The organism is Roseovarius sp. M141, assembly GCF_024355225.1.
Lineage (GTDB): Bacteria > Pseudomonadota > Alphaproteobacteria > Rhodobacterales > Rhodobacteraceae > Roseovarius.
On sequence record NZ_VCNH01000008.1, the window covers coordinates 2,304,190 to 2,329,781 of the forward strand.

A 25,592-nucleotide genomic window follows, 5' to 3' on the forward strand; every position below is an offset into this window, starting at 1 on the left:
AAAGCAAATTCACGCTTCTCCGATTGGTAAGCGAACAACGGTTTCCAGTCCCCCTTCCGGCAAGTTGCATAGAATTACCGATCCACCATGCGCCTGGATGATTGTCCGGGCAATCGCGAGGCCGAGGCCGACGCCGCCAGTGTCACGGTTGCGCGAACTTTCGAGCCGCACAAAGGGTTCGAAGACAGCCTCAAGCTGATCGTCGGGCAACCCCGGCCCCTTGTCAGCGATGGTGATGACAGCGGTCATCGGCTCTTGTGTCAAGGTTACGTTCGCAGCGCCGCCATAGCGGACTGCATTGTCGATCAGATTCCGCAACGCCCGGTTCAGGGCTTGCGGGCGGATGATGGCAAACAGCGGTTCTGAGGGCGCAAGGCTCGCCCGATCAGCGCCCACATCGCCCACCAGATCTCCCAACAGCGCTGCCAGGTCGACTTCGGTGGGCGGTTCTGCCCTGGCGACACCGCGCGCAAATTCCAGAGTTGCGTCGACCATGGCCTGCATTTCCTCGACCAGTGCCTTCAGCCTGATGCTGTCTTCGGTTTCGTCCAGCATCTCGATCCTGAGCCGCATCGCGGTCAGTGGCGAACGCAGGTCGTGGCTCAGGGCGGCAAGCATCTGGGTGCGCTCGTTCACGAAGCGGGTCAGCCGGTCCTTCATCCTGTTGAATGCCTGTGTGGTTTCGCGCACTTCGGATGGTCCCCTCATCGGCAACGGCTCGGTATCAAGGCCACGCCCCAGCCTGTCCGCTCCGATGGCAAGCGCGCGCATGGGGCCGACGACGCGCCGCGCGGTCCACCATGCGACCAGAGCGACGGCCACGGCCATCAACAGCAAGGGCAAAAGGGCTTGTGGTGTAAGCTGCAGGCCAGGACGATGAAACATCGTGCGCACATTCAGCCAATCGCCTCCCGCCAGACGGATCGACAGCGTCATCTCGATTGGATCGGTTTGTCCGGCCATCATTGCGTTGTGCATCGGGCGCATCGACTCGGGCATTCCGTCAGGCATCGGCATTGGATTTACTTTAAGGGCTCGAACATCCGCCCGAACTTCACGTTCCGGTTCACCAAGAATTCGCCGGATCTGAACCAGAACGATGTCTGCGTCAGCGCTATCTTGGGGCGCTTCCGGCTCGGATCCGACTTCAAACCTGACCAGCGGCGAGTCTGCCGCCCGCAAGATAGATGGGCGTAGGTCGGCGGGGGCGTCATCGAGCAGCAGGACCACGTTCGCCGCGCGCCCCGCCGCCTCCAGCCCCAGGGCCGCCCGCACCGCGCGGTTGCGCTCATCCGTCAGCAACAAGAGGCCAAGTCCCTGTGTGACGGCCAAGGCCAGCAACAACATCGCCAGCAGCTGCGCCCCCAAAGACTGCGGGAACAACCGGCGAAGGAAAGAAGGGTTTAATCTCACTGCATCTCCTTCACATCACAGGCAAGGCTGTAACCACCGCCCCAGACAGTGGTAATCAGCGCCGGCCTGGTCGGGTCAAGCTCGATCTTGCGGCGCAGGCGGCTGACCTGGTTGTCGATGGTGCGATCGAACACCTCTGCGGCCCGGCCCGAAGTCATGTCGAGCAATTGTTCACGGCTCAGCACGAAGCGCGGTCGTTCCAGAAACACCGTCAGCAGGCGGAATTCGGCGGTGGTCAGCGCGACCTCGACGCCATCGGAATCGGTCAGGATGCGGTGGTCGGTATCGAGCACCCAGCGGTCGAATGCCAGCCTGTGCCCGGCAAGACTGCCGCCCGTAACTTCGGTCCGATCGGACCGGCGCAGGATAGCCTTGATCCGGGCCAGCAACTCGCGCGGGTTAAACGGCTTGGGCAGATAGTCATCCGCGCCGACCTCCAGCCCGACGATCCGGTCGGTGTCATCGCCCAGGGCGGTCAACATCAGGATCGGGATGCCGCCCTGCGCGCGCAGGCGGCGACACACCGACAAGCCATCCTCGCCGGGCATCATCACATCCAGCACGACGAGATCGAACTCTGCGACCTTCATCGCCGCATCCATCGCTACGGCATCCGCGGCAGAGGTTGCGCGCATGCCGTTCTTTTCCAAATACCTCACCAGCGCATCGCGGATTTCGCGGTGATCGTCGACGATCAGAATATGGGGCGGACGGGTCACGATCTTGCCTCCTGATGCTGACCTTGGCCGAGACAGCAACCCTGCGCGCACAGAAATTATTTTGCAAATCCCTGCTTTGCCGGTCCTTGCGACAGTTTGATACAAATTACCCGTCTGCCTGACAAACCTGTGTGACACCTAACCTCCAGATAGGTGTCATCGCAATCAGATCTGGAGAGACAGAATGAAACGTTCGACAAAATTCGCCCTTGCAGCCGTCGCCGCTCTTGGCGTGGGCGCCGTGGCCATGCCGGTCATTGCCCAGCAAACCCATATGCAGCATGGCGGCAAGATGGGCGGCGATATGGGGATGATGGGAGGCCATCACGGCATGATGGGTGGCACAATGGGCATGATGATGGGCGCAGGTCAGAACCACATGATGGCCATGTTCGACACTGACAAGGACGGAACGGTCAGACCCGAAGAAATGACGGCTGGCATTCAGGGCGAACTCAAGACCTATGACGCTGACGGCGACGGAACCCTGTCGCTGGACGAATTCGCCTTGATGCACGCCGCTCATACCCGGCCGATGACAGTGCGCGCTTTCCAGATGCACGACGCGGACGGTGACGCGCAGGTGACGGAAGCTGAAATGGCCGCGGCGGCCGCGATGATGCAAGGCCGTATGGGCGGGCAACAGGACGGCATGCCGGGCAAGGGTATGATGGGCAACAACTGATCCGCTTTTTTCCGCCGATCGGACAAGGTGCCGATTGGCGGGGACAACTCCAACACAGATCAGGAGGAAGCGATGATGAATGGCCATGGTATGGGTTTGGGAATGGGCTTTGGTTGGCTCTGGATGATTATCATCCTTGTGCTGGTCGGCCTCGCGATTGCGGCGCTGATCAAATATCTGCGCAAATGAACCGAAAGGAATTATAATGGACTACACGATCAACCGCGTGATAGCGGACGCCGATTTTGACACCGTTGATGCGCGCACCCGCGCAGCATTGACCGACAAGGGCTTCGGCATCCTAACCGAAATCGACGTCAAGGCGACGATGAAGAAGAAGCTTGACGTGGATATGCCGTATTACCGCATTCTCGGCGCCTGCAACCCGAAGATGGCGCATCAGGCGATCGGCATCGAGCCTCGGGTTGGAGCAATGCTGCCCTGCAACGTCATCCTGCGCGAAATCGAGGGCGGAGTGGAGGTCAGCGCCGTCGACCCGGTGGCGTCGATGCAGGCGATTGACAACGCCGAACTGACGGCTGTCGCGAGTGATGTCCGCGACCTGCTGGCAAAGGCCGTCGCGGCGATCTGAGATGAGTCTGCGCGCTATCATTCTCCTGGCGATGGCGGTCCTCGGGATTGTCTTGCTCGGCGTGTGGCAGTTCGCGCCGTCGATATTCACAGAGGCACGCGGAGTGATGGAAGGTGAGCGTCTTGAGATGCTGGTCGCGCGCGCTGGTCTCTGGGGGCCGGTTGTCATCGTCACGCTCATGACCATCGCGGTCGTGGCCAGCCCGATCCCCAGCGCCCCGATCGCGCTGGCCGCCGGGGCGGCCTACGGGCATCTGTGGGGCACCCTGCAGGTGGTGATCGGTGCCGAACTGGGGGCGCTGATCGCTTTCGGACTGGCACGGGTTTTGGGGCACGATGTCTTGCGGCGGCTGTTCGGGGACCGGCTGGACACCGGGCTGCTCGGGTCGCAGACCGCCTTGACGACAACTGTCTTTGCAAGCCGTCTGATGCCCTTCGTGTCCTTCGACATGATCAGCTATGCAGCCGGGCTCAGTCGCCTGCATGCTTGGCGCTTCGCGCTCGCGACACTCGCCGGAATCGTTCCGGCAAGCTTCCTGCTCGCCCATTTCGGTGGTGAGGCGGTTAGCGGAGACCTTGGCCGCGCGACGTGGGCTGTGCTCGGCCTCGGGCTCGTGACGGCGTTGCCGCTGCTTTGGGTGGTGACGCGGAGAAGGCCTGAAAAGGGAAATCCATGACGGAAAGCAATTACGAGAAGAACAGCATCACCCTACCGGGTGCTGTAGCCATGGGGACCGGCGTGATGATCGGCGCGGGTATCTTCGCGCTGACCGGCCAGATCGCCGAACTCGCTGGGCCGCTTTTCCCGCTGTCTTTCGTCGTCGGTGCTATCGTGACCGCATTCAGCGCTTACACCTACATCAAGATGTCGAACGCCTATCCGTCGGCGGGCGGCATCGCGATGATCCTTGAGAAGGCCTACGGACCGACGACAGTGGCGGCAGGCGCCTCGCTCCTTATGGCGCTGTCGATGGTCATCAACGAAAGCCTCGTCGCCCGCACTTTCGGCACCTACACGCTGCGGGCGTTCGGTGGCGATGCCGACAGCATTCTTGTTCCGATTCTGGGCGTCGGGCTGATCGTCTTCGCCTATCTCGTGAATGCCTCTGGCCCCCGTTCGGTCGGGCTTTTCTCCATTGTCATGGCTGTGCTGAAGGTAGGCGGCATCGCGCTGTTCGGTGTTTCCGCGCTTTGGACCAGCGGTCTGTCGTTCGAGGCGACGGGCGGACACGCCGACGCCACCGGCTTCGTGGCATCGGTCGCGCTGTCGATCCTGGCCTTCAAGGGCTTCACGACCATAACGAACAGCGGCGCGGAGGTCACCCACCCGCACCGCAACGTCGGCCGGGCCATCATCCTGTCCATCGCGATCTGTGTCGTCGTCTATTTGCTGGTCGCCTTTGCGGTCGGGTCCAGCCTTCCGCTGGACCGCATCGTGGGGGCCAAGGACTACGCACTGGCCGAAGCAGCCCAGCCCGCGCTCGGTCAAACCGGCTTCTACCTGACAGTGGCGTTGGCGCTTGTAGCAACGACCTCCGGTCTGATTGCGAGCGTTTTCGCCGTTACGCGGATGCTGGCGATGCTGACCGACATGAAGATGATCCCGCACAGCCATTTCGGAATGCCGGGCACGATCAAGGATCACACACTGATCTACACCGTGGTCATTGCAGCCTTTCTGACGGTCTTCTTCGACCTTAGTCGGATCGCCTCTCTCGGAGCATTCTTTTACCTGGTGATGGACATTATCATCCATTTCGGCGTTTTCCGTCATCTGCGCGCCGAGATCGGCGCACGTGGCTGGGTGTTGCTGACGGCCATCGCGCTCGATGCAGTGGTGCTGGCCGCATTCGTCGCGATGAAATGGCAGTCCGACCCGCTGATCGTCGTCATCGGCATCGTCGGCATGGCGCTCGTTTTCCTGTTCGTGCGGGTTTTCCTGGCAGGTAATCCGATCAAAGCGGGAAATCACGATCCCCATTGAGAAATAGCTTGAGCTTCCAGCGACAGGACACCTGAGGCTGGAACGAATCAGATGAAAGTTGGCAAAACATGGAACACGATCATTCACACACGACGTCGAGCATTCCGGAGGGGGCCGAGACCGCGAAGGATCCGGTCTGCGGAATGACGGTCGCGATCAGGGCTGACACGCGCCATGAGGAGTTTCAGGACAAGACCTTCCATTTCTGCTCGGAGAATTGCCAGACGAAGTTCAAGGCGGATCCGTGGTTCTATGCCTCGGGTCGCGCCGCCGGGCAAACCAAAGCGGCCCCTGCGGACGCCCAATACACCTGCCCGATGCACCCCGAGATCGTCCGCGATGCACCCGGAGACTGTCCGATCTGCGGCATGGCGCTGGAGCCGATGTTGCCCTCGGACGAGCCCAGCGAGGAGCTCACCGACTTCACGCGCCGGATGTTGATCTCGTCGGTGGCGGCAGTGCCGCTGATCGTTCTGGCGATGGGTGAAATGGTCGCCCTGCCGGTGCGCGACTGGATCGGGCATCAGACGGCCAGCTATCTCGAATTCGTGCTGGCAACACCCATTGTGCTCTGGGCGGCCTTGCCGTTCTTCAAGCGCGGCTGGGACTCGGTGCTGAACCGCTCGCCCAACATGTGGACGCTGATCAGCCTCGGTGTGGCGGCGGCCTATCTCTATTCGCTGGTCGCCACATTCCTGCCCGGCGTATTTCCGGATCAGTATCGGACGGGCGAAGCGGTCGGCAATTATTTCGAGGCGGCGGTGGTGATCGTGACGCTGGTCTTTGTGGGACAGGTGCTCGAGTTGCGTGCCCGCGAGCGCACCGGCGACGCGATCCGGGCGTTGCTGGACCTCGCGCCCAAAACCGCGCGGCGCATCCTGCCCGATGGGACGGAATATGATGCGCCGCTGGAAAACATCATGGAAGGCGACCGGCTGCGGGTGCGCCCCGGCGACGCGGTGCCGGTGGACGGGACCGTGGTCGAGGGCCGCTCGTCTCTGGACGAAAGCATGCTGACCGGCGAGTCGATGCCGGTGGAAAAGGAGCCGGGCGATGCGGTGACCGGGGCCACGATCAACCACAACGGCAGCCTCGTGATCGAGGCGGGCAATGTCGGCGCCGACACCGTGCTGGCGCAGATCGTGGCGATGGTGTCGAATGCCCGCCGTTCGCGCGCGCCGATACAGGGAATGGCGGATCGGGTGTCCGCAATCTTCGTCCCGACTGTGGTCGCGGTGGCAATTGTCGCCTTCATCGTCTGGCTGATCTTCGGCCCGGAACCCGCGCTGGTCTTCGCCATCGCCTCGGCGGTGTCGGTGCTGATCATCGCCTGCCCCTGCGCGCTTGGGTTGGCGACGCCAATTTCGATCACCACGGCGGCGGGGCGCGGCGCACAGGCGGGCGTGCTGATCAAGGATGCCGAGGCGCTGGAGCGCATGGCGGCCGTTGATACGCTGATCGTCGACAAGACCGGCACGCTGACCATGGGCAAGCCAAAACTGACGGATACCGTGGTGTTGGGCGATCTGCCGGAATCCGACCTGCTGTCTCTTGCCGCCGCGCTGGAGCGCGGCTCGGAACACCCGCTCGCCGAGGCGATCGTCGAAGGCGCCGAAGCCCAGGGCGCCACGCGTCAGGAGGCGGTGGGTTTTGAGGCCATCACCGGCAAGGGCGTGCGCGGCAAGGTCGGAGGCCGCATAGTGGCGCTTGGCAACGCCGCAATGATGCAGGAGATGGGGCTGGACACGGCAAAGGCCGAGGCAGAGGCCGACACCCTGCGCGCCATGGGCAAGACGGCGATGTTCATCGCGGTCGATGGCGCACTTGCCGGCATCGTGGCCGTGGCCGATCCGATCAAGGACTCGACCGCAGAGGCGATCGACGATCTCCATGCCCAAGGGCTGCGCATCATCATGGCGACCGGCGACAATGAGCGCACGGCGCAGGCGGTGGCAGGCAAGCTGGGTATTGACGAGGTGCGCGCGGGCGTGTTGCCCGAGGCCAAGAAAGATCTGATCGACGAAATGCGCAAGGCCGGTCACAAGATCGCCATGGCGGGCGACGGGGTGAATGACGCCCCTGCCCTCGCTGCGGCCGATGTCGGCATCGCCATGGGCACCGGGGCTGATGTGGCGATGGAAAGTGCCGGCATTACCCTGCTGGGCGGCGATCTGATGGGCATCGTGCGGGCGCGCAAACTGGCGCGCGCCACGCTGCGCAACATCAAGCAGAACCTGTTTTTCGCCTTCGCCTACAACGCGCTGGGTGTGCCGATAGCTGCCGGGCTGCTCTATCCTGTCACCGGGCTGCTTCTGTCGCCGATGATCGCGGCGGCGGCGATGAGCCTGTCGTCGGTCTCGGTCATCACCAACGCGCTCCGCCTGCGGCGGGTTGATCTATAGACAATTTCGGAGATACGTATGAAGATCTTCCACATTCCCGACATGAGTTGCGGTCATTGCAAGGCAACGGTCGAAAAGGCTATCCACGCTCTCGACCCCGACGCGCGGATCGACATCCGACTTGGTGCGCCCGAGTTGAAACCGTAGCTGGTACCGGTGGGTCGGCGGGGTTTGATAAATTCGTGCTTCCCCATGACGTCGGCCTTACTCAGCACCGCCACAAACGCGCGTGGTCTTGACCGATGAAACCGGATGACATCCTCATCAAGGGAATGGAAATCTGCCGCCAAAATGCCGCTGTCGCCGAACCTATTCAGCCCTATCACGTTGTGTCCCCGGAGCAGCGTCGCCATTGGCTTCGATGTCACTGATGTAGCGCTTCATTTCGGCAATCTCGCCGCGCTGTGCCTCGATGATCGCATCGGCCAAAGCCCGCACCCGCGGATCGGGTATATCTGCCCGCTCGCTGGTCGAATGGTGCGGAATCATCGCGCGCATCCAGGCGAGGTCTTCCACGGTCTCTTGGCTTCGCACGAGCCAAAGCGAGACGCCAAAGGCGAGGATGGCCCCGACGAAAATCGCGATGTGATGTTAAGGCTACGATTGGAGTACATACCCAGCATGAAAGCGAGCATGATCACCGCCATCGCCGCACCCATGTAAAGTGCCATCCACATCCGGGTTTGCGAGAAAAAGACATGGTCCAGCGCGTAGGTATTGAGATACATCAGCCCGAACATCACCACGGTCGACGTACCAATCATCGCCGCGAAACGGCCGTATCCCATCCCTTTGCCGCCATTGTCCCGGTCTCGTTCGTGATGATCCATGATGTCTTCCTGTTGTTGCGTGCGCTCGGGCAATGACCCCTGCAAGGAATTAACGAACCAGATGGAATGCCGTTCCTTCGGTGGGTTCCTGGCAGGCGAAAAGGGAATACTGCCGCCAGGACGCGATCAGCACCGGGCATTGCACCCCGGTTATTGGCGTTCGTCCATCGCGTCATGGCGATCACGAATTTCCGGCGGCCAGGTGGATTTGATGTAACTGAGGATGGAGAGGATCTCTTTGTCCGTCAGAATTTCATCATAGATCGGCATGTTCGTCACATAGCCCGGATCGTCGATCAGTTTGACAATGCCGTATTTGGTCAGGCGAAACAGAGTGTCGCTGTCGTGGTGCCACGTATGTCCGGTTTCGTCATGAGGCGGTGCAGGCAGCCGACCGTCCGGCCCCCGAATCCGCCAATCGGGCTGACCTTCGAGATTGGCTCCGTGGCAACTCGCACAATTGACCAAATAAAGCTCCGCACCAAGCGTCACAATCTGCGGATCGCTCTCTTGCAGCATGCCGCCAACGCCCTCCGCTGAACTATTCGCGAAAAAAAGAAGAGCACCCCCTGAAAGCCCCAGTCCCAAACCGATTGTCACTATCCATCGCATGTTTCATCCCTTTGAAATGCCGCGCCGTTCGAGGGGCCGAAGCTGATCGCGTCAAGGCAGATGGTCGCATCCTTGGCCGTATCAAGCGAGCCGTCGGGCCTCCCCGGACCTGCGAAGACGGCGGTATCGTGGTACGTATCTGCATTGGTCAATTGATCCCGTTTTCGCGCTGGAGCACCCGAACATAGGCGATGATGTTCAGCACGTCGGCCTGCGTGACACCCTTCACGGGAGGCATGTTGCCGAATTTCCAATGATGCGCGCGCACACCGTTCTGTGCGGCCAAAACGAACGCCATGTCTGCGTGGTGGCTGGGTTCGTAAATCTTGTGAACCAGCGGGGGTGCCGTCCCTTCTTTGCCTTGTGCGTTCTCACCGTGGCAGGAGGCGCAAACGGCATCATAGGCCCGCTTTCCGATCTCTTCTTGTTCTGACAGTGATGCCGGCACTGTGACGGCGACCATCGCATCGCCCGGCAAGGGTGACGCGTTTCTGGCTTCAGTGCTCATGCTCATTTCATCAGGCTGCATGACATACCACGCCCCTGCAACCGCCGCGATCACAGCCAGCGATATCATTCCCCATTTCATCTCTATAATTCCTTCACCTTCAATTTACCATTGACCGGGCATCACCCGTCGGGCTGGGCCCGGAAGGGCACCGAAATTCATCGGCGCCCCTATCAGGACTTCATTTTACCTGCGTTACGGTCAGCTTGCCGTTGATGCGGTCAGCTACAAACTCGATCTCCTGACCTTCCGACATGCTTGCAATCGTCGCCTCTTCGGCGCGGAACACCATCGTCATCGCGGGCATGTCGAGGCTGACCAGCGGGCCGTGAATGATGGTCACCTTGCCCGCCTTGGCGTCGATCTTCTTAATCGTGCCGGCAGTGTATTCCACATCCGCCTGCGCCATTTGATCGCCCACGATGATCGGCCCTTGCATGCCGGATTCGTAATGGCCGGGGATCAGGCAGGCGAACTCGAATGTGCCTGCGTTGGCAAAGGTCCAGACCACTTCGCCGGACGCGCCCGCGTCCAGACGAACAGAATTGGGGTCGTCATGCTCCATGTCCATCTTGGCCATGATTTCCTTGTGCTTGGCATTGCCCTCCAGCGTATCGAGCACGAATTCATGCTCAAGCGCGCCCTTGTTCGTGATGTTGAAGCGGATCGTTTCGCCCGTCGCTATTGTCATCTCGCGGGGGGCAAACAGCATTTCGCCGTCCTCGGTCTCGCTCATCGTCACGTCGATGGTCCGGTCGACAGATGCGGCGTCGCCCGGCATGCCAATGGGCATCGCAGGCATGTCGCCCTCGTGGCCGCCATCGTGGCTGCCCGAGGCGAATGCCGGAGCGGTCAGAGTGAGGGCCAGTGCAGTTGTCAGAAGGAGATTTTTCATCAGTTTGTCCTGTGGTTTCAGATTGGAAGAGAGAGCCGAAGGGCAGATCAGCCCTTCGACGTTGGCTTGGGAGTAATCACGGTTTTCGGGCTGTCGTTGGAGGCAAATTCCGGCAACTCACCGGTCCATTCATAGGCCTGCTCGCCCGGAGGATTCTCGTACCAGCCGGGGTCGGAATAATCGTCCGCATCGATGCCGTCCCGGACCTTCACGACCGAAAACATGCCGCCCATCTCAATAGGCCCGTATGGCCCCCAGCCCGTCATCATCGGGACGGTATTGTCTGGCAGGGGCATTTCCATCTTGCCCATATCCGCCATGCCTGCGGTGCCCATCGGCATGTATTCCGGCTGGAACTGGCGGATCTTCCGGGTCAGCGGTTTTTTATCGACGCCGATGAAGGTCGGCACATCGTGGCCCATCGCATTCATCGTGTGGTGCGACTTGTGGCAATGGATCGCCCAGTCGCCGAGATGGTCGGCGGTGAACTCATAGGCGCGCATGGCGCCCACGGGGATGTCGATGCTGACCTCGGGCCATTGCGCGGATTCCGGCACCCAGCCGCCATCGGTGCAGGTCACCTTGAAGTCGTAGCCGTGCATGTGGATCGGATGGTTCGTCATCGTCAGGTTGCCGACGCGCACGCGCACGCGGTCGCCCTTGTTCACCACCAGCGGGTCGATGTCGGGAAAGATCCGGCTGTTCCACGTCCAGAGATTGAAATCCGTCATCGTCATGATGCGCGGCACATAGGTGCCGGGATCAATGTCGAAGGCGTTCAGCATGATCAGGAAATCGCGGTCCACCGGCATGAAGGCCGGATCCCTGGGATGGACCACGAACATTCCCATCATTCCCATCGCCATCTGCACCATCTCATCGGCGTGCGGGTGGTACATGAAGGTGCCGGATTTGATCAGGTCGAACTCGTAGACATAGGTCTTGCCCGGCGGGATGCCCGGATGGCTGAGCCCGCCGACACCGTCCATGCCCGAGGGCAGGATCATGCCATGCCAGTGGACGGTGGTATGTTCCGGCAGCCTGTTGGTGACATAGATGCGCACCCGGTCGCCTTCGACCGCCTCGATGGTGGGGCCGGTCGACTGGCCGTTATAGCCCCACAGATGCGCGATCATGCCATCGGCAAGCTCGCGTTCCACCGGTTCGGCAACGAGGTGGAATTCCTTGATACCGTTGTTCATCCGGTGCGGCAGGGTCCAGCCGTTCAGTGTCACGACGGGATTGTAGTCCGGGCCCGACGACGGGCGCGGCGTGATCGCCGTGGCGGCGCTGTCCATCTGGGCGGCTTCGGGCAGGCCCATATTCGTGGTCTTGCCCCATGCCTGCGAGGAAACCAGCGCAGCTCCCGCGCCGACCCCGAGTAGTTGACGTCTGTTCATCATGTCATCGTCCTTTCAGTGTCCTGCGCCGCCACCGGCGGCAAGTGCGGTGCCTTCTGACGCGGCTCCACCGCTGCCTGCACCGCCGCCATAAATGGCGGCCGTGAGATCAGCCTGAGCCATGAAGAATTCACGTTTTGCATTGGCAGATTCGAGCGATGCGCCGAGCTTCTCGCGCACGTCCGCCAGCAGCTCGAACGTGCTGGTGATCATGCCGTTGTAGGACAGCATGCCCTCTTCCTCGACGGTGTTGCGCAGCGGCACCAGAACGTCGCGGTAATGCCGCGCGATCTTGTAGGAGGCATGATAGGCAACCTCAGCGCCGCGCGCTTCGGAGCGCACATTGACGGCCTTTTCGGCGAGGACATTAGCCGCCTGCAGATAGGCCAGCTCAGCCTTGCGCATCCGGGCCTCGCCGGTGTCGTAGATCGGAATGGCGAACTCCAATTCCAGCTGCGGGGTGGTCTCGGTGCTTGTGCCGCCATTCTCCGCCTCGCGCTCGGTCTCAAAACCGGCGATAAGTTCAAGGTCCGTCACCAGCCGGGTTTGGTCGGTCAATCCGAACGCCGCCGCCTGCGCCTCGAGCCCCAGCTTTGCCACGCGCAGATCGAACCGATTCTGCAAGGCCTTGGCCTCGATATTGGCGATCCGCCCCACAGAACGCGGCAATGCGGGAAGGGCGTCGGGCACGTAGTAGTCCACGTCCGCCCCCCAAAGCCCCATCAGCCGTGTCAGGTCTTCCTTGGCGCGGATGGCAGTCAGCCGCGCCTGCGCCAGTTGCCCCGCCAGTTCGGCGCTGAAGGCCTGCTCTCGTGCCTGTCCTGCCTTGTTCAGCGCGCCGGTTTCCCCCAGCTTGCGGGCCAGTTCGGATCCGGCATCGGAGGTTGCCTTGGCCCGTTTGAGGTAGCTCACCGTTTCAAACGCTGCGACGGCATTGATCCAGGCCTGCCGGGTCTGATTGGCCAGCGTCAGCGTGTCATTAACCGCCGTCAGTTGCGCGGCGCGGAAATTTACATCCGCCAAGGCGACCCGCTGCTTGCGTGTCTTGGCATCCAGAATATTGGCTGCGATCAGGCCTTCGATTGCCCGATATGCGCCGAGTTCGACGGCCCCAATACCTAAGAAACCGATTGACACGACCGGGTTTTCAGGCGTCGCCTGCTGCCATGCCTCGGCGGCGGACAGGCCGATATTCGCATAGGACGCTTGCAGTCCCTTATTGTTGAGAAGCGCGGCCTGAACGGCGGTGTCGGCCGAGATCGTTTTGCCCTGCACCATGGCGCGCACCTCGCGGGCCAACGTTGCGTTCTGGGCCTGCGTTTGGGCGAAGACGGTGCGCTTGCCGATGGCGGCCGAGGTCTGGCCCGACACCGTGGCAAAGCCTGCGTTGGGGTCCGTATAAGCGCCCGGAATTGCGGTGGCGCAGGCGCCGAGGACCAACGGGAAACTAACGATAGCTGGGAGGCTCTTGAGGCGCATCAATTGCCCTCCGACTGTTCTTGGTTGACGGATCGCCAGTCGCGCGGGCCGGTGGGGCCTCGATAGGTGTATCCGGCCATGGGGTCCTGATATGTGACCGGCGAGGAGACTGCGGTATCGGTGACCGCCTGCTGCGCCGTCACGTCAGGCAGCGGTGCAGGCGCGTTGGCACATGCGCCAAGCGCGAGGGCCGAAGCCCCGATGGATAAGTGGATTTTCATGATGGTAACCTGATTGATCGACGTCGGGTTCACGCACGGACATGCGCAAAGCGAAAAACCCGCTAAGGGCTCTGGCTCAGATCAGGTATAAAGGGGGCCGTAAGAACCCGGTTGGTTCAATCGAGTCCGGCTGGGCAAGAACCGTCCGGTATTTGCCACGCTCAGCATGCCGGGCGAAAGCGAAGCCCGATTCATCAAGGACAACCGAGGTGCAGATTCCGCTGCAGCATTCGCCCGATGCCGCCTTCTCGTGCTCGCCTTGGGAAGCACCCTCGCTGGCGCCATGCGTGGAGTTTGCCGAAGTGGCGCCATGCGCATGTTTGGCAACTGCGTGGTCCGAGTGGGCCGTCGCGCCATGCTGGTCGCCGTGCATACCCGAGGCCGCGTGGGTTGCAGAGGGCGGCAAGAACATCAAAGCGCAGATGACCGCAAGGTATGAGAGACCCTTGGGACATGCTGAGATGATTTTCTTGAGCGGCATGCAAAGCGTTTTGCGGGCAAAGCGGGACACCTGTCAATTCAATTGAGAGTGGTGGGACCAAACTTTTCGTGAGGCCGTATTGCCGTGCCGCCCTTTTCGGGCCGGTCCTGTGCATGTGTTGGAGCAAACCGGTGAGGTGGTCCCGCCTGTCTGGGCAGGCTTGTGGCCCGGCCAAGATGTACCCGGATCGGTTTCATGACGCTTGGTCCAACCGGGCCGCCCGATGGGGGCACTCCAGAGCAGTGATCACACCGCCACCGCCGACGTCACCACCGCCGGTATCGGCACGGTCCACACCGGCCCGGCGCCATGCTTGTCCAGCACCTGCGCAACCACCGCCGCGCGGATCGCCGCCGCGTTTACGTCCGGTTGCGGGCGCAGCAGCGCCCCGCCCCGCGCCGTCCCCTCGCGGAAGAAATCATAGGGCGCGCCCGGGTCGGCAACCCGCCACATCGACGCCACCGTCGTGCAGCAGCACTCACCAAACCCGGCCGCCTCCAAAGCCGGAAAGGCCAGCGCCGGATCCGCAAAGTCATTCGCCCCCGGTCCGGGCGGCAGCGCGATATCGGGGTGCCCATACGCTTCCATCGCGCCAAAGACATAGCCCAGCGCCGTGTCCACCTCAGGTCCGCACCAGACCGAAAACGCCAGCCGCCCACCAGGCCGCAGCACCCGGCGGGTTTCACTCAGCACTTTTGGCGGGTCGGGCACATGTGGCATCCCGAAACCAATAGTGACGGCATCGAACGTCGCGGCGTCGAAACTCAGGTTCATCGCATCGCCCTCGATGAAATGTGCCTCTGGAACGGCTGACCGGGCCATATCGAGCATCGCCGGTGAGAAATCGAGCCCGGTCACACTGGCCCCCTCCTCGACCAAACCGGCGGTCACATTGCCATGCCCACAACACAGATCGAGCGCCTTGATTTCTGGTCCGGCCCGGACCGCGGCGACCAGGTGCGACACCACCATGTCGGCCGCCTTTGAAACAACCCGCGCATAGGAGTGCGCCACGCTCTCATTCGACCATTCGCAGCTTTCCAGTGCGGAAAAGGTATCTGCCTTGGTCATGGCGCCCCCCCCCCCCTCATTTCGTTAAATCACTATAGCACACCCACGAAAACTTGGATCAGTTCTGCGAACAAGCCGATGGAGATACTCTAATTACAGTCCATTACCGGCACCGCGTCCAAAGGTTTCGTCTCGCCGCCTCTGTAGTACCTGCGCGCCAAGTTTTGCGTTTGAAATCAAAGCCAGTAAGGACTCTGACCAGACCGCTGCGATGTAGAACGGGGCCAAGGGGTCGGCGCCGGTTGTAGGTCCGCTTTTAGATCATGATTCACAACGGATCGCACTTGCGGCGAATGCACACTTTCCGCCCATTCTGTGGAAAAACACCCGCTCGCATGCGCAGAATTTTAGGGATTTGGCAGGGCGCGCGCCTTCTTTGTCAGGCTTTGCGCGATTGCTGCGGTGCAGGGAAGATCTTGGCCAGTTTTCGGAGGTTCTGGGCGGTTGCGGCGAGGAGGAATTCGTCATTTGCACCGCATGGGCCGCGCAATCGGAGCCGTCCAAGTCCCAGGATGCGTTTGAGGTGAGCAAACAGCATCTCCACCTTCTTCCGGAGCCTCATCGAGATGTCGTATTGCTTGGTCTTGGCGATATCACGGGCAACCTGGCGGGCGTCTTCGTTTTCCTCGCGGGGTGATCGATCTGGCGTCGGCGTTCGGGCAGCATTTCGGTTTCGACGGGCAAGCTTGGCACGTCAGTTTCAGGGCGCGATATTTGGCACGTCCCTTGCCGATTGGTCCCCGGTTCGGGTCGGAATAATTCCGGCGGAACTGCTTCAATGTCTGACCCTCGGGGCATATGTATTGATCGTTCTTTGCGTCCCACTCGAAGTCAGCCCGGCTCCAAGTGCCATCGCTGCGGCCAGATTTGTCGAAGACGGGAATATGTGGGGCGATCTTTCGGTCGACCAGCCAGCCCAGCATCGGGCCTGTGCCGTAGGCGGTGTCCGCGATCAGCCGCTCCGGGTGCAGGTCGAACTTCGCCTTCACCCTTTTCAGCATGGTCTTTGTGGATCCAACTTCGGCCTGCCGAATTGAACGCGTCGCCTCGACATCGACGATCACACCATGATCCGTGTCGATCAGGTAATTGTCGGAATAGCTGAAGAACGCCGGACCCTTACGCGCCGCTGTCCACTGGCTGGCCGGGTCGGAATGGGAGGTAAACTTGGGGTGGACCTCGCTGGCGGCGCCAAAGGCTGCTTCGTCCAGCGTGTCGAGATACTCGCGCACGGCGCGGGGTGCATTCGCTGGGTCGATGCGTGCCGCGTCCCAGTCTTCCTTCGCTGTCGAGTTCTGCTTGTTCGCATCCGCCTCAATCAGGCTGGCATCAATCGCCATGCGCTGCCCGCTGACCAAGCCCTCTTCGATGCAGCGTGCGACCGTTGTTTCGAAGAGGTGGCGCAGCAGCTCACTTTCGCGGAAACGGCCGTGCCGGTTCTTGGAAAACGTCGAATGGTCCGGGATCTTGTCCGATAGATCGAGCCGACAAAACCAGCGATACGCCAAGTTCAGATGCACCTCCTCGCAGAGCCGACGCTCCGAACGGATGCCAAAGCAGTAGCCCACCAGCAGCATCCGGATCAGCAACTCGGGGTCAACAGACGGGCGCCCGGTATGGCTGTAGAATTATACAGGTGCTGCCGAATACCGGACAGGTCTACGAAACGGTCGATGGCGCGCAGCAGGTGATCTTGAGGGACATGATCCTCGAGTGAAAACTCGTAGAACAGCTCCGGTTGCGATTCCTGTCTCGGACCCATCATCGTCAATCCTCCCGCTCGGTACGGGAATTGAATCAGCTGGCCAGCCGCCAATCAAGTGTGAGTTTTTCAACAAAATAAGCCATGTCTTCAAAACCACTTCGCCGGAAAACTGAGTAACAGGCGATCAAGTTCAGCGTTCTGTTCGGGTTCCAAGTCTGCGCGTATCTCTTGGAAGGTAGGATCCCTGCCCCACGGCCCATTCTTCAGTCCGTTGATTGTGAACAGGTTGGTACGCCCTTTAAGAAGAGCGGTTATTATACCATGCGTTTTACGGCGCACAGCTATTGAAGACGCGCGATATGGTCGGCTCATAGACGTTATATTGTGTGGGTTGCGTCGAGCGGGAAATGCAGGGCTGACGAACAAGTCGATCAGCGCCCGCTCCCCGCGCCTGGCTTTCATTAACATATTGGCGAAGGCGACCACGAAATTCTGGAATTCTCTTTTGTTTCGGCGCTTGGATCGGTCTGATAAGTTTCTTTCAAGAGCCTGCTCAAACTGGATCGCGCCATTCCAAGCGGCCTGCACGCGCCTGTTTGTAGCAAGAGCAAGAGCTGTTCTGCCCGACATGTCGGAAAGTCCTAGCTGTGTCGCATAATAGGATCCGCACACTCGGCAGGCCAGTGAAATATTCCGGCCATCGAAGATGAAGGCCGTTCCCGCCTCCCGGTCATTGCAGGCAAGGCAGTGGGTCGTGAGCGGTCGGCGGTGGTTCCAGCAGAGGGTCCGCGTGACCAACCTCCACGACAGTCTTAGAAACTGGTCGTGGCCGCTGGCCTGATCGCACAAGAGACAACGCGGGCACCATGCTATACTGGGTTTTGCACCAAAGGTGTCGCCATCAATTCCATTGCCCCCTGCCCTGCGTAACCACTTTGTATGTATCCCCGGCTGAGTGCCGGGAAGGGTAAGAAGGTCTAGCCTTTTCTTCAAGGGATCCAGGGCGACGGTTAACCCTCCGAGAACCTTACCATGATCAAGCGCATCAAGGTCATCTGGAATCTGCACAGCATTCTGGTAGTCTGGTGACGGAAACAGACTGCGAACAAAAGAACGGCTGTCCATCGACTTCATAGCGGCCGCCCGGTGAACAAACGATGTCAAACTTTCCATCGCATAGGGTGTGACGGTCATGAGGGCAAATCCTGATCGCGAAAGTTCAACCAGGTTTCCAGGTCCAAACGCTCGCTGCCGGACACGATGGCAAAGACGGCAAGGCGCGTGAGCGCATGCATTACCTCCCGACAGATACCATGAGTCTTACCGACGATTGCCTTGCGGGCTTTAGGGTCACTCGAAAGCGACCCCCCTTCCCTCACAGGACACCACCGCTCGAACCCTTCAAGGAACTCAATGAAATCGTCGTCATGTGGTGTCCACGCCCGATACTGAAGATGATGCGAACGCCCAAGAGTTTGCTCGTCTTCCATGGCCCATCGCCAGATGCGCGGCGCGCCAGTGAGGACAACCCTGATATCGTACTTTGTAATTAAATGATGAACGAAGTTCTGGTAGGCGATCATCTGGTGTTTCTTGAAGCTGTAGGTTCGGTGAAAATCTTCCAGGATTAGTAATCGCGTGTCGATCTGACCAAGTAGTGCCAATGTTCGCCTGAGAGAAACCAACCGTACGGCTGGTCCGTATCCGGGAATTGCCAGCGACGCACGAAGCTCGTCGCAATAGTCTGCGATCTCGCCACTGGGATGGATTTGCTCGTTCACGACAGGCACCACAGGCCGTCCGCTATGTTCATCAGTCAACGGAGGAATGCTGTGCGGCAAATTCGCTTAACAATCGTGAGGGCCCCATACCAGGCGGTGCGGTGAAAAACACCAACTTTCGGTCGCTGTCTTTCGGCTCGCGCACCATTTCGTCCAGATACTCTCTAAACCTCCGTCGCGCAGTGGTATCGAACTGTGTCGCGCCGCGATCCCGATCATGGCAAACGCGGGCGGCGGTGCCATCGTTAATATAGCATCTTGCTGGGGTGTTCATCCCGGCCCCAACCCCCAATCTATGTGGTGTCCAAGGCCGCAGCCGCCTCTTTGACCCAATGTCTGGGCATGGATCACGCGCATCAAAACATTCGTGTGAACGCCGTCTGCCCAAATGAGGTCAACACGCCCATGATTCGGACCGGATTTGAAACGCGTGGTCTTGACCCAGACCGGGCAATCGACGAACTCAACGCCTCTGTTCCTTTGGGTCGTATTGCAGAACCTGAGGACATTGCCAATGTGGTTGTCTTTCTTGTCTCGGGTCAAGCGCGATATCTGTGTGGCGCGTTGATAGAAGCCAATGGTGGGAAATCGGTTCAATGACGGCGTGGTCTGAGAAAGTAGCACTTGTAACCGGTGGTCGCAGTGGCATTGGGGCGGCAATCGCCAAGAAACTGTCAATGAACGGTGTACGTGTTATCACAGCCCAACGCGGGGCAGACCCTGAACACCCATCCATCCAAGCCGATTTCCTCGATCCACAGGCACCAGCGCGCGTCATTGATGACGTGATCACGCAAGCCGGGCGCTTAGACATTTTAGTTAACAACGCTGGAATCATGCGCGAAGGGACAACGCTAGAGACGTCTCAGACAGATTGGGCTGAAACGCTACAGGTCAATCTGACAGTCCCTTTCATGTTGATCAAACAGGCGCTGCCACATCTGATTGCGCAGGGTGGATCAATTGTGAATATCGGCTCAATCGAAGAGCTCGGCTCGAACCCGCGTCATCCAGCCTATTGCGCTTCCAAAGGTGGATTTCATGCGCTGAATCGCGCCATTGCTGTCGATCATGGTCCCGATGGTGTCAGGTGCAACGCTATCGCGCCCGGCTGGATCGACACTGATTTGAACACCGCTTTCATCGAAAGCTTAGGTGATCCCGACACCTTCAAGGCATCTCTTGGAAAGATACACCCGGTGGGTCGCACTGGGCACCCGAGGAAATCGCTGGCCTTGCAGCATGGCTGGCGTCGGATGAATCGCAATTTGTAACCGGCCAAGTTTGGACAGTGGATGGCGGCAGAATGAGCCAACTTAGTTTGCCATAAAGTAAGGGCCGTATCACGAAGCAGCCGTTCAACGAATTGGGATGAGCGGTCGCTTAGTCCGCATCTTACCAGTTCAGACGCCCCGCAACGAAGGTCGGCTATGGCCCCTGCCCCAGTCTCATCAATAGAAAATTCTAAGTAATTGTTTTCATTTTAGGCGCAGTCTCATCGTTAAAGGACTCCGACACCGGTGTAGGTTGCGGTTCTGTCTAAGCCGCTTCTGGTGGTTGCCGCAGGCCTCGTTCTGGCAGAAATCGGGTGGCGGTGGCTTGGCCCTGCAGCGCCGACGCAAGCGGCGACACTTATCAAGCGTCAGATTGGCCAAAATCTGGCCAACCTAAGTCTTTTATGCAACACGAAATGCCAAGGGCTGGGGTGTGGCGCCGGGGCCTTTATATTTAAACTTCTGCGGCTGTTATAATGAATTCAACCAGATATTCCGGTGTCGCGAGCTTGGCCTCGCCTGCGGCCCGTGCGGGTGTGTGGCCCTCAGGCGCCCACGCGTCCCATACCGCGTTCATTTCAGCGAAATCTTTCATGTCGGCCATCCAGATAATGGCCTGAAGGATGCGCGTCTTGTCCGACCCGGCCTCGGCCAGCAGCTTGTCGATATTGGCAAGGCATGTCTTGGTCTGGTCCGTGACGCTGTCGCCTGCATTGCCCACCTGACCGGCCAGATAGATGGTGCCGTTGTGTTTGACGATCTGGCTCATGCGGGGGCCGGTATGGCTGCGGGTGATGTCACTCATTTACGTGAACTCCTTGAGGTTGGTATTTGGTTTAATTGGTAAAACGTCGACTAGGCGCCAATGCAGCCAGTGTCGCGGGCGGCAGCGCCGGGGGACGCCCTGCGATCAGTGCGGCGGTGGTCTGGGCCAGCGCAGGTGCTGTCTGAACACCGTAGCCGCCCTGCCCGGCCAGCCAGAAAAACCCGTCCGCATCCGGTGCGAACCCGACAATCGGCGTGCGATCAGGCGCAAAGGTGCGCAAGCCCGCCCAGCTGTGATCGACCCGCGTCACCGGCACGGTCACGGCCTGCTCGTACCGGTCCAGCCCCTCGGCCAGCACCATATCGTCGACCCAGGCATCGTGCGGATCAACCGGATCCTCGTCGGCGGGCGAAACCATGAGCTTGCCCGCGTCCGGCTTGGCATACCACGTCTCGGCGACGGTGCCGAAAAGCGGCCAGCTTTCGACGTCATGTTCATCCCCGAGGCGCAAAAGCGCGGCGGAGCGGCGGAGTGCTTGCAGCCCCATGCGCCGGATACCGGCCAGCGCGGCGATCTCATCAGCCCAGGCGCCGGCGGCGTTGATAACGGTCGGCGCCGTGTAACGCGTGCCGTCCACCTCGACGTGCCAGACGCCATCCTGTCGGATAATCGACGACACACGCGCGCGCGTCACGATCTGGCCGCCGCGCGCCTTCAGCAGACGGGCGTAGCCTTGCAGCATCCGGTCGACGTCGATGCTTTGGGCACTACGCTCGTAGATGGCACCGGCGATCAGTTCGGGCCGCAGGATCGGAACGATTTGCGCGCACTCGCCACCCGTCAGGCGGTCCAGACCAGTGGCGCCGGCGGCATATGCCTCTAGCTTTGGCATTTCGTCCTCGGACGCGATCAGAAGCTCGCCGCGCGGCGAGAGCAGGCTGTGGTCACTGATACCCTCGGGATTGGCCAATGTCGGCTCGGACAACGCGTTGATCGCCCGCAGCACGGCGTTGCCGTAGTTGCGAATATAGATAGCGGCAGAGCGGCCCGTCGAATGATAACCCATCTGCGGCTCGGCCTCGAGAACCAGCACGCGCGCGTCAGTCGCCAGCTCGGCTGCTGCGGATATACCTGCGATGCCGCCGCCGATGACGACAATATCTGTCGTTTCGCTCATGTAACGCGTCCTCTCTGGGCTGGTGGTAAACTGCCTGATGATTGCGGGCAGCATTGACCGAATTCGAGACGGATTCCAAGGGGTCCGGCCCGCCACAACGGCGCTTTCGCCCTGCGCAGCGCGCGAAAAAGGCGCAGGCAGGATTTTCCTGCCTGCGCCCTGTCACCCACGGATGCCGGGTATCAGAAGAACGCCTGAAGACCGGTCTGCGCACGACCCAGGATCAGCGCATGAACGTCATGCGTGCCCTCGTAGGTGTTGACAGTCTCAAGGTTCACCATATGGCGAATGACCTGATATTCCTCGGAAATACCGTTTCCACCATGCATGTCCCGCGACATCCGCGCGATATCCAGCGCCTTGCCGCAGTTGTTGCGCTTGATCATGCTGATCATCTCGGGCGCGGCGTTGGCCTCGTCCATCAGGCGGCCCACGCGCAATGTGGCCTGAAGCCCCAGCGTGATTTCGGTCTGCATGTTCGCCAGCTTCAGCTGGAATAGCTGCGTTTGCGCGATCGGCTTGCGGAACTGGTGGCGGTCAAGGCCATACTGCAACGCGCCGTGCCAGCAGAACTCGGCGGCGCCCATGACGCCCCACGCAATGCCGTACCGTGCGCGGTTGAGGCAGCCGAACGGGCCCTTGAGGCCTTCGACATTGGGTAGCAGCGCATCCTCGCCAACCTCGACACCCTTCATCACGATTTCGCCCGTGACGGAGGCGCGCAAGGACTGTTTGCCCGCAATTTTCGGCGCGCTCAGGCCCTTCATGCCCTTGTCCAGCACGAAACCCTTGATCTTGCCGTCATGTGCGTCGGACTTGGCCCAGATGATGAACACATCGGCGATGGGGCTGTTGGAAATCCACATCTTGGCACCGGTCAGGCGGTAGCCCCCGTCGATTTTTTCGGCGCGGGTCTTCATGCCGGCAGGGTCGCTGCCCGCATCAGGCTCGGTCAGGCCAAAGCAGCCGATCAACTCGCCGGTGGCCAGTTTGGGTAGGTATTTCTGGCGCTGCTCTTCGGTGCCGTAGGCGTAGATCGGATACATGACCAGCGACGACTGCACGCTCATCATCGAGCGATAGCCGCTGTCGACACGCTCGATTTCGCGCGCAACCAGACCGTAGCTGACATAGCCCGCACCGATGCCGCCGTATTCCTCGGGGATCGTGGTGCCCAGCAGGCCCATTTCGCCCATTTCAGTGAATAGTTCGGGGCTGACGGCCTCGTCCGCGTAGTCCTTGATGACGCGCGGTTGTAGCCGTTCCTGCGCGAAGGTGCGGGCGCTTTCGGCGATCATCCGCTCTTCTTCTTGCAGTTGGTCGTCCAGACGGAAGGGGTCTTTCCAGTCGAAACTGGACAGGTCGGGAGCGTCTTTGGCTTTGAGGGCTGGGGTATCGAGGCTCATAATGTTACCTTTCCATGAGTTTATCATGCGTTCTGCTTGCCATATAAGGCGTATAAGCCCAAAAGAACACCAAGTCTTTTGTCCCAATCCATGAGGAAACGGAATACATGGCCCTGCCCCGCCGGTTTCTGCCCTCCATCGCGTCCTTGCGCGCGCTCGAAGCGCTAGACCGGCTGGGCAGCGCGACAACCGCCGCCGAGGCACTGGCGCTGACGCAAAGCGCCGTGAGCCGTCAGATCCAAACGCTGGAAGAGCAGTTAGGCATCAAGTTGGTCGTTCGTGATGGGCGACGCATTGCCTTGACGCCAGACGCAGTGCAATACGCGGCCGAGGTGCGCGCGGCGCTGAACCAGATCGCGCAGGCGTCGCTGAAACTGACGGTCAACCCGTCGGGTGGCGCGCTGAATCTGGCGATCTTGCCTACCTTCGGCATGCGCTGGTTGGTGCCACGCCTGCCTGATTTCGCGCGTAGCCACCCCGAGGTGACATTGAACCTGTCGACGCGGATAAAACAGTTTAACTTTGCAATGGAACCATTTGACGCAGCAATACATTTCGGTGATACCGCTTGGCCTGGAACACAAACGATGCGTCTGCAACACGAGGCGGTCGTTGCTGTTTGCGCGCCTGCCCTGATCGCGGCAAAACCGCCCGTCAGCGCGGCCAGCCTGCTCGACTTGCCATTGATGCATATGGAGACACGGCCCGACGCGTGGCGCGCATGGTTCGCGGCCCAAGGCGTAGAGACGGGTCGTGTGACGGGCACGATCTATGACCAGTTTTCAACCATCACGCAGGCCGCGCTGCATGGGTTGGGTGTGGCCCTGTTGCCGGAGTATTTGGCCGAGGCGGATATTGCGGCGGGCCGCCTTGCTATTGCCTGGGGCGGGCCGACGCCCAGTCCGGGCGCCTATCATCTGATCTGGCCCGACGCCAAGACCGGCGATGGTGCGCTGACAAAGTTCCGGGGCTGGCTGGCCACCCAGATCGGCGAGGATGATCTGCTGCCGCGCTAGCGAAAAAACCTACCCCAGCGGCAACAACCCGACCCGGAACCGGCGCATCTTGTCCTGATAGCCCAGTGCGCTTTTGCGCAGGCCCTCGATGGCAGCATCGTCCAGATCGCGCACCACCTTGCCCGGCACGCCCATGACCAGCGACCCGTTGGGGATCTGCTTGCCCTCGGTGATCAACGCCCCTGCCCCGATCAGGCAATTGCGCCCGATCACCGCGCCATTCAGCACTGTGGCGCCCATGCCGATCAGGGAATTGTCGCCGATGGTACAGCCATGCAGCATTGCCTTGTGCCCGATCGTGCAGCCCGCGCCGATGGTCAGCGGATATCCCATATCCGTGTGCATCACGCAATTTTCCTGTACATTCGTCCCGGCGCCGATATGGATCACCTCGTTGTCGCCGCGCAGCGTGGCGCCGAACCAGACCGAGGTGCCGCCCTCCAGCACAACGCGCCCGATCACATGCGCGCCGGGTGCGACCCAGAAATCCCCGTCTTCGGGTGTTTCGGGCGTATGGCCTTCAAATGCGTAAATCATGTCCGGTCCTCGAATTCCATTTGCAGCTTTCGTACATGCTCGGTCAGGGCGGGTTGCTGGATGCGGCGCAGGCGCGCGGCAGCGATGATCTGCTTCAGCTTGGCATCCGTCGCGTCCAGATCATCATTGGTCAGGACATAGTCATACTCGGCCCAATGGCTGATCTCATCCCAGCTTTTCTGCATGCGTTTCGCAATCACCTCGGCGCTGTCCTGCCCGCGCGATTCCAGACGGCGGCGCAGTTCGGCTATCGATGGCGGCAGGATGAAAATCGACAGCGTGTGTTTGCCCAGATCCGAGTTCTGGATTTGCTGCGCGCCCTGCCAATCGATGTCGAACAGAACGTCGCGCCCCTGATTGATCGCCGCCTCGACCGGCCCCTTGGGCGAGCCATAAAGATTGCCGAAGACGAACGCGTGTTCCAGCATCTGGCCCTCGTTGACGTGGCGTTTGAAATCCTCGGTCGGCAGGAAGTAGTAATCCTTTCCTTCGATTTCGCCCTCGCGCGCGGTTCGGGTTGTGGCCGAAACCGAGAAAAGCACGTTCTCGTCCCATTCGCGCAGACGTCGCGACAGGGTGGATTTGCCGGCGCCCGAGGGTGACGACAGGATGATCAAGAGGCCGCGGCGGTCAGTCATA

The 25,592-nt window shown here is 60.6% G+C and carries 25 protein-coding genes and 3 pseudogenes; 9 read left to right on the plus strand and 19 right to left on the minus strand.

The annotated features are described in order from the left end of the window. Positions 1-9 precede the first annotated feature (9 nt). Together FGD77_RS15185 and FGD77_RS15190 are read right to left on the minus strand one after the other, a co-directional pair. The gene (locus tag FGD77_RS15185) at positions 10-1,413 is read right to left on the minus strand and encodes an ATP-binding protein (protein ID WP_255010994.1); all 1,404 of its coding nucleotides are present in this window, start codon (positions 1,411-1,413) and stop codon (positions 10-12) included. After that, on the minus strand, positions 1,410-2,132 hold the full coding sequence (locus FGD77_RS15190; protein ID WP_255010995.1) for a response regulator: 723 nt from the start codon (positions 2,130-2,132) through the stop codon (positions 1,410-1,412). Before FGD77_RS15190 ends, FGD77_RS15185 begins: the two co-directional genes overlap by 4 nt. Positions 2,133-2,316: 184 nt before the next feature. On the opposite strand from FGD77_RS15190, the gene FGD77_RS15195 reads away from it, so the two are divergent. The 6 genes from FGD77_RS15195 to FGD77_RS15220 all read left to right on the plus strand — a co-directional run bounded on the left by FGD77_RS15195 (position 2,317) and on the right by FGD77_RS15220 (position 7,941). Then, a complete protein-coding gene (locus tag FGD77_RS15195) occupies positions 2,317-2,817 on the plus strand; it encodes a calcium-binding protein (RefSeq protein ID WP_255010996.1) in 501 nt (166 codons plus the stop codon). Positions 2,818-3,022: 205 nt separating this feature from the next. Further along, a complete protein-coding gene (locus FGD77_RS15200) occupies positions 3,023-3,409 on the plus strand; it encodes a DUF302 domain-containing protein (protein ID WP_255010997.1) in 387 nt (128 codons plus the stop codon). 1 nt (position 3,410) lies between these two features. Next, on the plus strand, positions 3,411-4,085 hold the full coding sequence (locus FGD77_RS15205; protein WP_255010998.1) for a TVP38/TMEM64 family protein: 675 nt from the start codon (positions 3,411-3,413) through the stop codon (positions 4,083-4,085). Then, complete coding sequence (locus FGD77_RS15210; RefSeq protein ID WP_255010999.1) at positions 4,082-5,392, plus strand: APC family permease; 1,311 nt, start codon at positions 4,082-4,084, stop codon at positions 5,390-5,392. Before FGD77_RS15205 ends, FGD77_RS15210 begins: the two co-directional genes overlap by 4 nt. 68 nt (positions 5,393-5,460) lie before the next feature. Beyond that, positions 5,461-7,794: a heavy metal translocating P-type ATPase gene (locus FGD77_RS15215; protein ID WP_255011000.1), complete on the plus strand. Its 2,334-nt coding sequence runs from the start codon at positions 5,461-5,463 to the stop codon at positions 7,792-7,794. An 18-nt stretch (positions 7,795-7,812) separates the two neighbouring features. Beyond that, positions 7,813-7,941 carry a heavy-metal-associated domain-containing protein gene (locus FGD77_RS15220; RefSeq protein WP_255011001.1) on the plus strand — a complete coding sequence of 43 codons (129 nt, stop codon included), beginning with the start codon at positions 7,813-7,815 and terminating at the stop codon, positions 7,939-7,941. A gap of 192 nt (positions 7,942-8,133) precedes the next feature. Here the strand turns inward: FGD77_RS15220 and FGD77_RS15225 are convergent. The 12 genes and pseudogenes from FGD77_RS15225 to FGD77_RS15280 all read right to left on the minus strand — a co-directional run. Then, positions 8,134-8,582, minus strand: a pseudogene (locus FGD77_RS15225) (DUF305 domain-containing protein); the annotation flags it as partial. Between the two features lie 192 nt (positions 8,583-8,774). Beyond that, positions 8,775-9,236: a cytochrome c gene (locus tag FGD77_RS15230; protein WP_255011002.1), complete on the minus strand. Its 462-nt coding sequence runs from the start codon at positions 9,234-9,236 to the stop codon at positions 8,775-8,777. 148 nt (positions 9,237-9,384) lie between these two features. Further along, entirely contained in the window at positions 9,385-9,825 is a 441-nt protein-coding gene (locus FGD77_RS15235; protein ID WP_255011003.1) for a cytochrome c, read from the minus strand. 100 nt (positions 9,826-9,925) lie between these two features. Beyond that, positions 9,926-10,639: a copper-binding protein gene (locus FGD77_RS15240; RefSeq protein WP_255011004.1), complete on the minus strand. Its 714-nt coding sequence runs from the start codon at positions 10,637-10,639 to the stop codon at positions 9,926-9,928. A 47-nt stretch (positions 10,640-10,686) separates the two neighbouring features. After that, positions 10,687-12,042 (minus strand): multicopper oxidase family protein, encoded by a 1,356-nt coding sequence (locus FGD77_RS15245; protein WP_255011005.1) that lies wholly within the window; start codon positions 12,040-12,042, stop codon positions 10,687-10,689. Positions 12,043-12,054: 12 nt separating this feature from the next. After that, complete coding sequence (locus tag FGD77_RS15250; RefSeq protein WP_255011006.1) at positions 12,055-13,518, minus strand: TolC family protein; 1,464 nt, start codon at positions 13,516-13,518, stop codon at positions 12,055-12,057. Further along, entirely contained in the window at positions 13,518-13,739 is a 222-nt protein-coding gene (locus FGD77_RS15255; protein WP_255011007.1) for a hypothetical protein, read from the minus strand. The genes FGD77_RS15250 and FGD77_RS15255 overlap by 1 nt, the downstream gene beginning before the upstream one ends. Positions 13,740-13,815: 76 nt before the next feature. After that, positions 13,816-14,250 (minus strand): hypothetical protein, encoded by a 435-nt coding sequence (locus tag FGD77_RS15260; RefSeq protein ID WP_255011008.1) that lies wholly within the window; start codon positions 14,248-14,250, stop codon positions 13,816-13,818. A gap of 216 nt (positions 14,251-14,466) precedes the next feature. Next, on the minus strand, positions 14,467-15,291 hold the full coding sequence (locus FGD77_RS15265; RefSeq protein WP_255011009.1) for a methyltransferase domain-containing protein: 825 nt from the start codon (positions 15,289-15,291) through the stop codon (positions 14,467-14,469). Between the two features lie 379 nt (positions 15,292-15,670). Next, a pseudogene (locus FGD77_RS15270) lies at positions 15,671-17,056 on the minus strand (IS1182 family transposase). 87 nt (positions 17,057-17,143) lie between these two features. Further along, the gene (locus FGD77_RS15275) at positions 17,144-18,190 is read right to left on the minus strand and encodes a TniQ family protein (RefSeq protein WP_255011010.1); all 1,047 of its coding nucleotides are present in this window, start codon (positions 18,188-18,190) and stop codon (positions 17,144-17,146) included. Next, a complete protein-coding gene (locus FGD77_RS15280; RefSeq protein WP_369682726.1) occupies positions 18,187-18,837 on the minus strand; it encodes a TniB family NTP-binding protein in 651 nt (216 codons plus the stop codon). Before FGD77_RS15280 ends, FGD77_RS15275 begins: the two co-directional genes overlap by 4 nt. A gap of 240 nt (positions 18,838-19,077) precedes the next feature. On the opposite strand from FGD77_RS15280, the gene FGD77_RS15285 reads away from it, so the two are divergent. Further along, on the plus strand, positions 19,078-19,377 hold the full coding sequence (locus FGD77_RS15285) for an SDR family oxidoreductase (RefSeq protein ID WP_255011012.1): 300 nt from the start codon (positions 19,078-19,080) through the stop codon (positions 19,375-19,377). Continuing rightward, a pseudogene (locus FGD77_RS15290) lies at positions 19,374-20,107 on the plus strand (SDR family NAD(P)-dependent oxidoreductase). The gene FGD77_RS15285 and the pseudogene FGD77_RS15290 overlap by 4 nt, the downstream one beginning before the upstream one ends. A gap of 398 nt (positions 20,108-20,505) precedes the next feature. On the opposite strand, the gene FGD77_RS15295 reads toward FGD77_RS15290, so the two are convergent. From FGD77_RS15295 to FGD77_RS15305, 3 genes are all read right to left on the minus strand, one after another. Then, on the minus strand, positions 20,506-20,856 hold the full coding sequence (locus FGD77_RS15295) for a RidA family protein (protein ID WP_255011014.1): 351 nt from the start codon (positions 20,854-20,856) through the stop codon (positions 20,506-20,508). Between the two features lie 31 nt (positions 20,857-20,887). Then, positions 20,888-21,994: an FAD-binding oxidoreductase gene (locus FGD77_RS15300; RefSeq protein WP_255011015.1), complete on the minus strand. Its 1,107-nt coding sequence runs from the start codon at positions 21,992-21,994 to the stop codon at positions 20,888-20,890. Between the two features lie 182 nt (positions 21,995-22,176). Then, a complete protein-coding gene (locus FGD77_RS15305; protein ID WP_255011016.1) occupies positions 22,177-23,400 on the minus strand; it encodes an acyl-CoA dehydrogenase in 1,224 nt (407 codons plus the stop codon). 107 nt (positions 23,401-23,507) lie between these two features. Between FGD77_RS15305 and FGD77_RS15310 the strand changes: the two genes are divergently transcribed. Next, the gene (locus FGD77_RS15310; RefSeq protein WP_255011017.1) at positions 23,508-24,416 is read left to right on the plus strand and encodes a LysR substrate-binding domain-containing protein; all 909 of its coding nucleotides are present in this window, start codon (positions 23,508-23,510) and stop codon (positions 24,414-24,416) included. A 9-nt stretch (positions 24,417-24,425) separates the two neighbouring features. Here the strand turns inward: FGD77_RS15310 and FGD77_RS15315 are convergent, their stop codons facing one another. After that, positions 24,426-24,953 (minus strand): gamma carbonic anhydrase family protein, encoded by a 528-nt coding sequence (locus FGD77_RS15315; RefSeq protein ID WP_255011018.1) that lies wholly within the window; start codon positions 24,951-24,953, stop codon positions 24,426-24,428. Next, complete coding sequence (gmk, locus tag FGD77_RS15320; protein WP_255011019.1) at positions 24,950-25,591, minus strand: guanylate kinase; 642 nt, start codon at positions 25,589-25,591, stop codon at positions 24,950-24,952. Before gmk ends, FGD77_RS15315 begins: the two co-directional genes overlap by 4 nt. Position 25,592 lies beyond the last annotated feature (1 nt).

Coding starts and splice junctions, on each gene's coding strand:
- FGD77_RS15195 (WP_255010996.1), top strand. CDS start 2,317: ATGAAACGTTCGACAAAATTCGCCCTTGCAGCCGTCGCCGCTCTTGGC.
- FGD77_RS15200 (WP_255010997.1), top strand. CDS start 3,023: ATGGACTACACGATCAACCGCGTGATAGCGGACGCCGATTTTGACACC.
- FGD77_RS15205 (WP_255010998.1), top strand. CDS start 3,411: ATGAGTCTGCGCGCTATCATTCTCCTGGCGATGGCGGTCCTCGGGATT.
- FGD77_RS15210 (WP_255010999.1), top strand. CDS start 4,082: ATGACGGAAAGCAATTACGAGAAGAACAGCATCACCCTACCGGGTGCT.
- FGD77_RS15215 (WP_255011000.1), top strand. CDS start 5,461: ATGGAACACGATCATTCACACACGACGTCGAGCATTCCGGAGGGGGCC.
- FGD77_RS15220 (WP_255011001.1), top strand. CDS start 7,813: ATGAAGATCTTCCACATTCCCGACATGAGTTGCGGTCATTGCAAGGCA.
- FGD77_RS15230 (WP_255011002.1), bottom strand. CDS start 9,236: ATGCGATGGATAGTGACAATCGGTTTGGGACTGGGGCTTTCAGGGGGT.
- FGD77_RS15235 (WP_255011003.1), bottom strand. CDS start 9,825: ATGAAATGGGGAATGATATCGCTGGCTGTGATCGCGGCGGTTGCAGGG.
- FGD77_RS15240 (WP_255011004.1), bottom strand. CDS start 10,639: ATGAAAAATCTCCTTCTGACAACTGCACTGGCCCTCACTCTGACCGCT.
- FGD77_RS15245 (WP_255011005.1), bottom strand. CDS start 12,042: ATGATGAACAGACGTCAACTACTCGGGGTCGGCGCGGGAGCTGCGCTG.
- FGD77_RS15250 (WP_255011006.1), bottom strand. CDS start 13,518: ATGCGCCTCAAGAGCCTCCCAGCTATCGTTAGTTTCCCGTTGGTCCTC.
- FGD77_RS15255 (WP_255011007.1), bottom strand. CDS start 13,739: ATGAAAATCCACTTATCCATCGGGGCTTCGGCCCTCGCGCTTGGCGCA.
- FGD77_RS15265 (WP_255011009.1), bottom strand. CDS start 15,291: ATGACCAAGGCAGATACCTTTTCCGCACTGGAAAGCTGCGAATGGTCG.
- FGD77_RS15275 (WP_255011010.1), bottom strand. CDS start 18,190: ATGACCGTCACACCCTATGCGATGGAAAGTTTGACATCGTTTGTTCAC.
- FGD77_RS15295 (WP_255011014.1), bottom strand. CDS start 20,856: ATGAGTGACATCACCCGCAGCCATACCGGCCCCCGCATGAGCCAGATC.
- FGD77_RS15300 (WP_255011015.1), bottom strand. CDS start 21,994: ATGAGCGAAACGACAGATATTGTCGTCATCGGCGGCGGCATCGCAGGT.
- FGD77_RS15305 (WP_255011016.1), bottom strand. CDS start 23,400: ATGAGCCTCGATACCCCAGCCCTCAAAGCCAAAGACGCTCCCGACCTG.
- FGD77_RS15310 (WP_255011017.1), top strand. CDS start 23,508: ATGGCCCTGCCCCGCCGGTTTCTGCCCTCCATCGCGTCCTTGCGCGCG.
- FGD77_RS15315 (WP_255011018.1), bottom strand. CDS start 24,953: ATGATTTACGCATTTGAAGGCCATACGCCCGAAACACCCGAAGACGGG.
- gmk (WP_255011019.1), bottom strand. CDS start 25,591: ATGACTGACCGCCGCGGCCTCTTGATCATCCTGTCGTCACCCTCGGGC.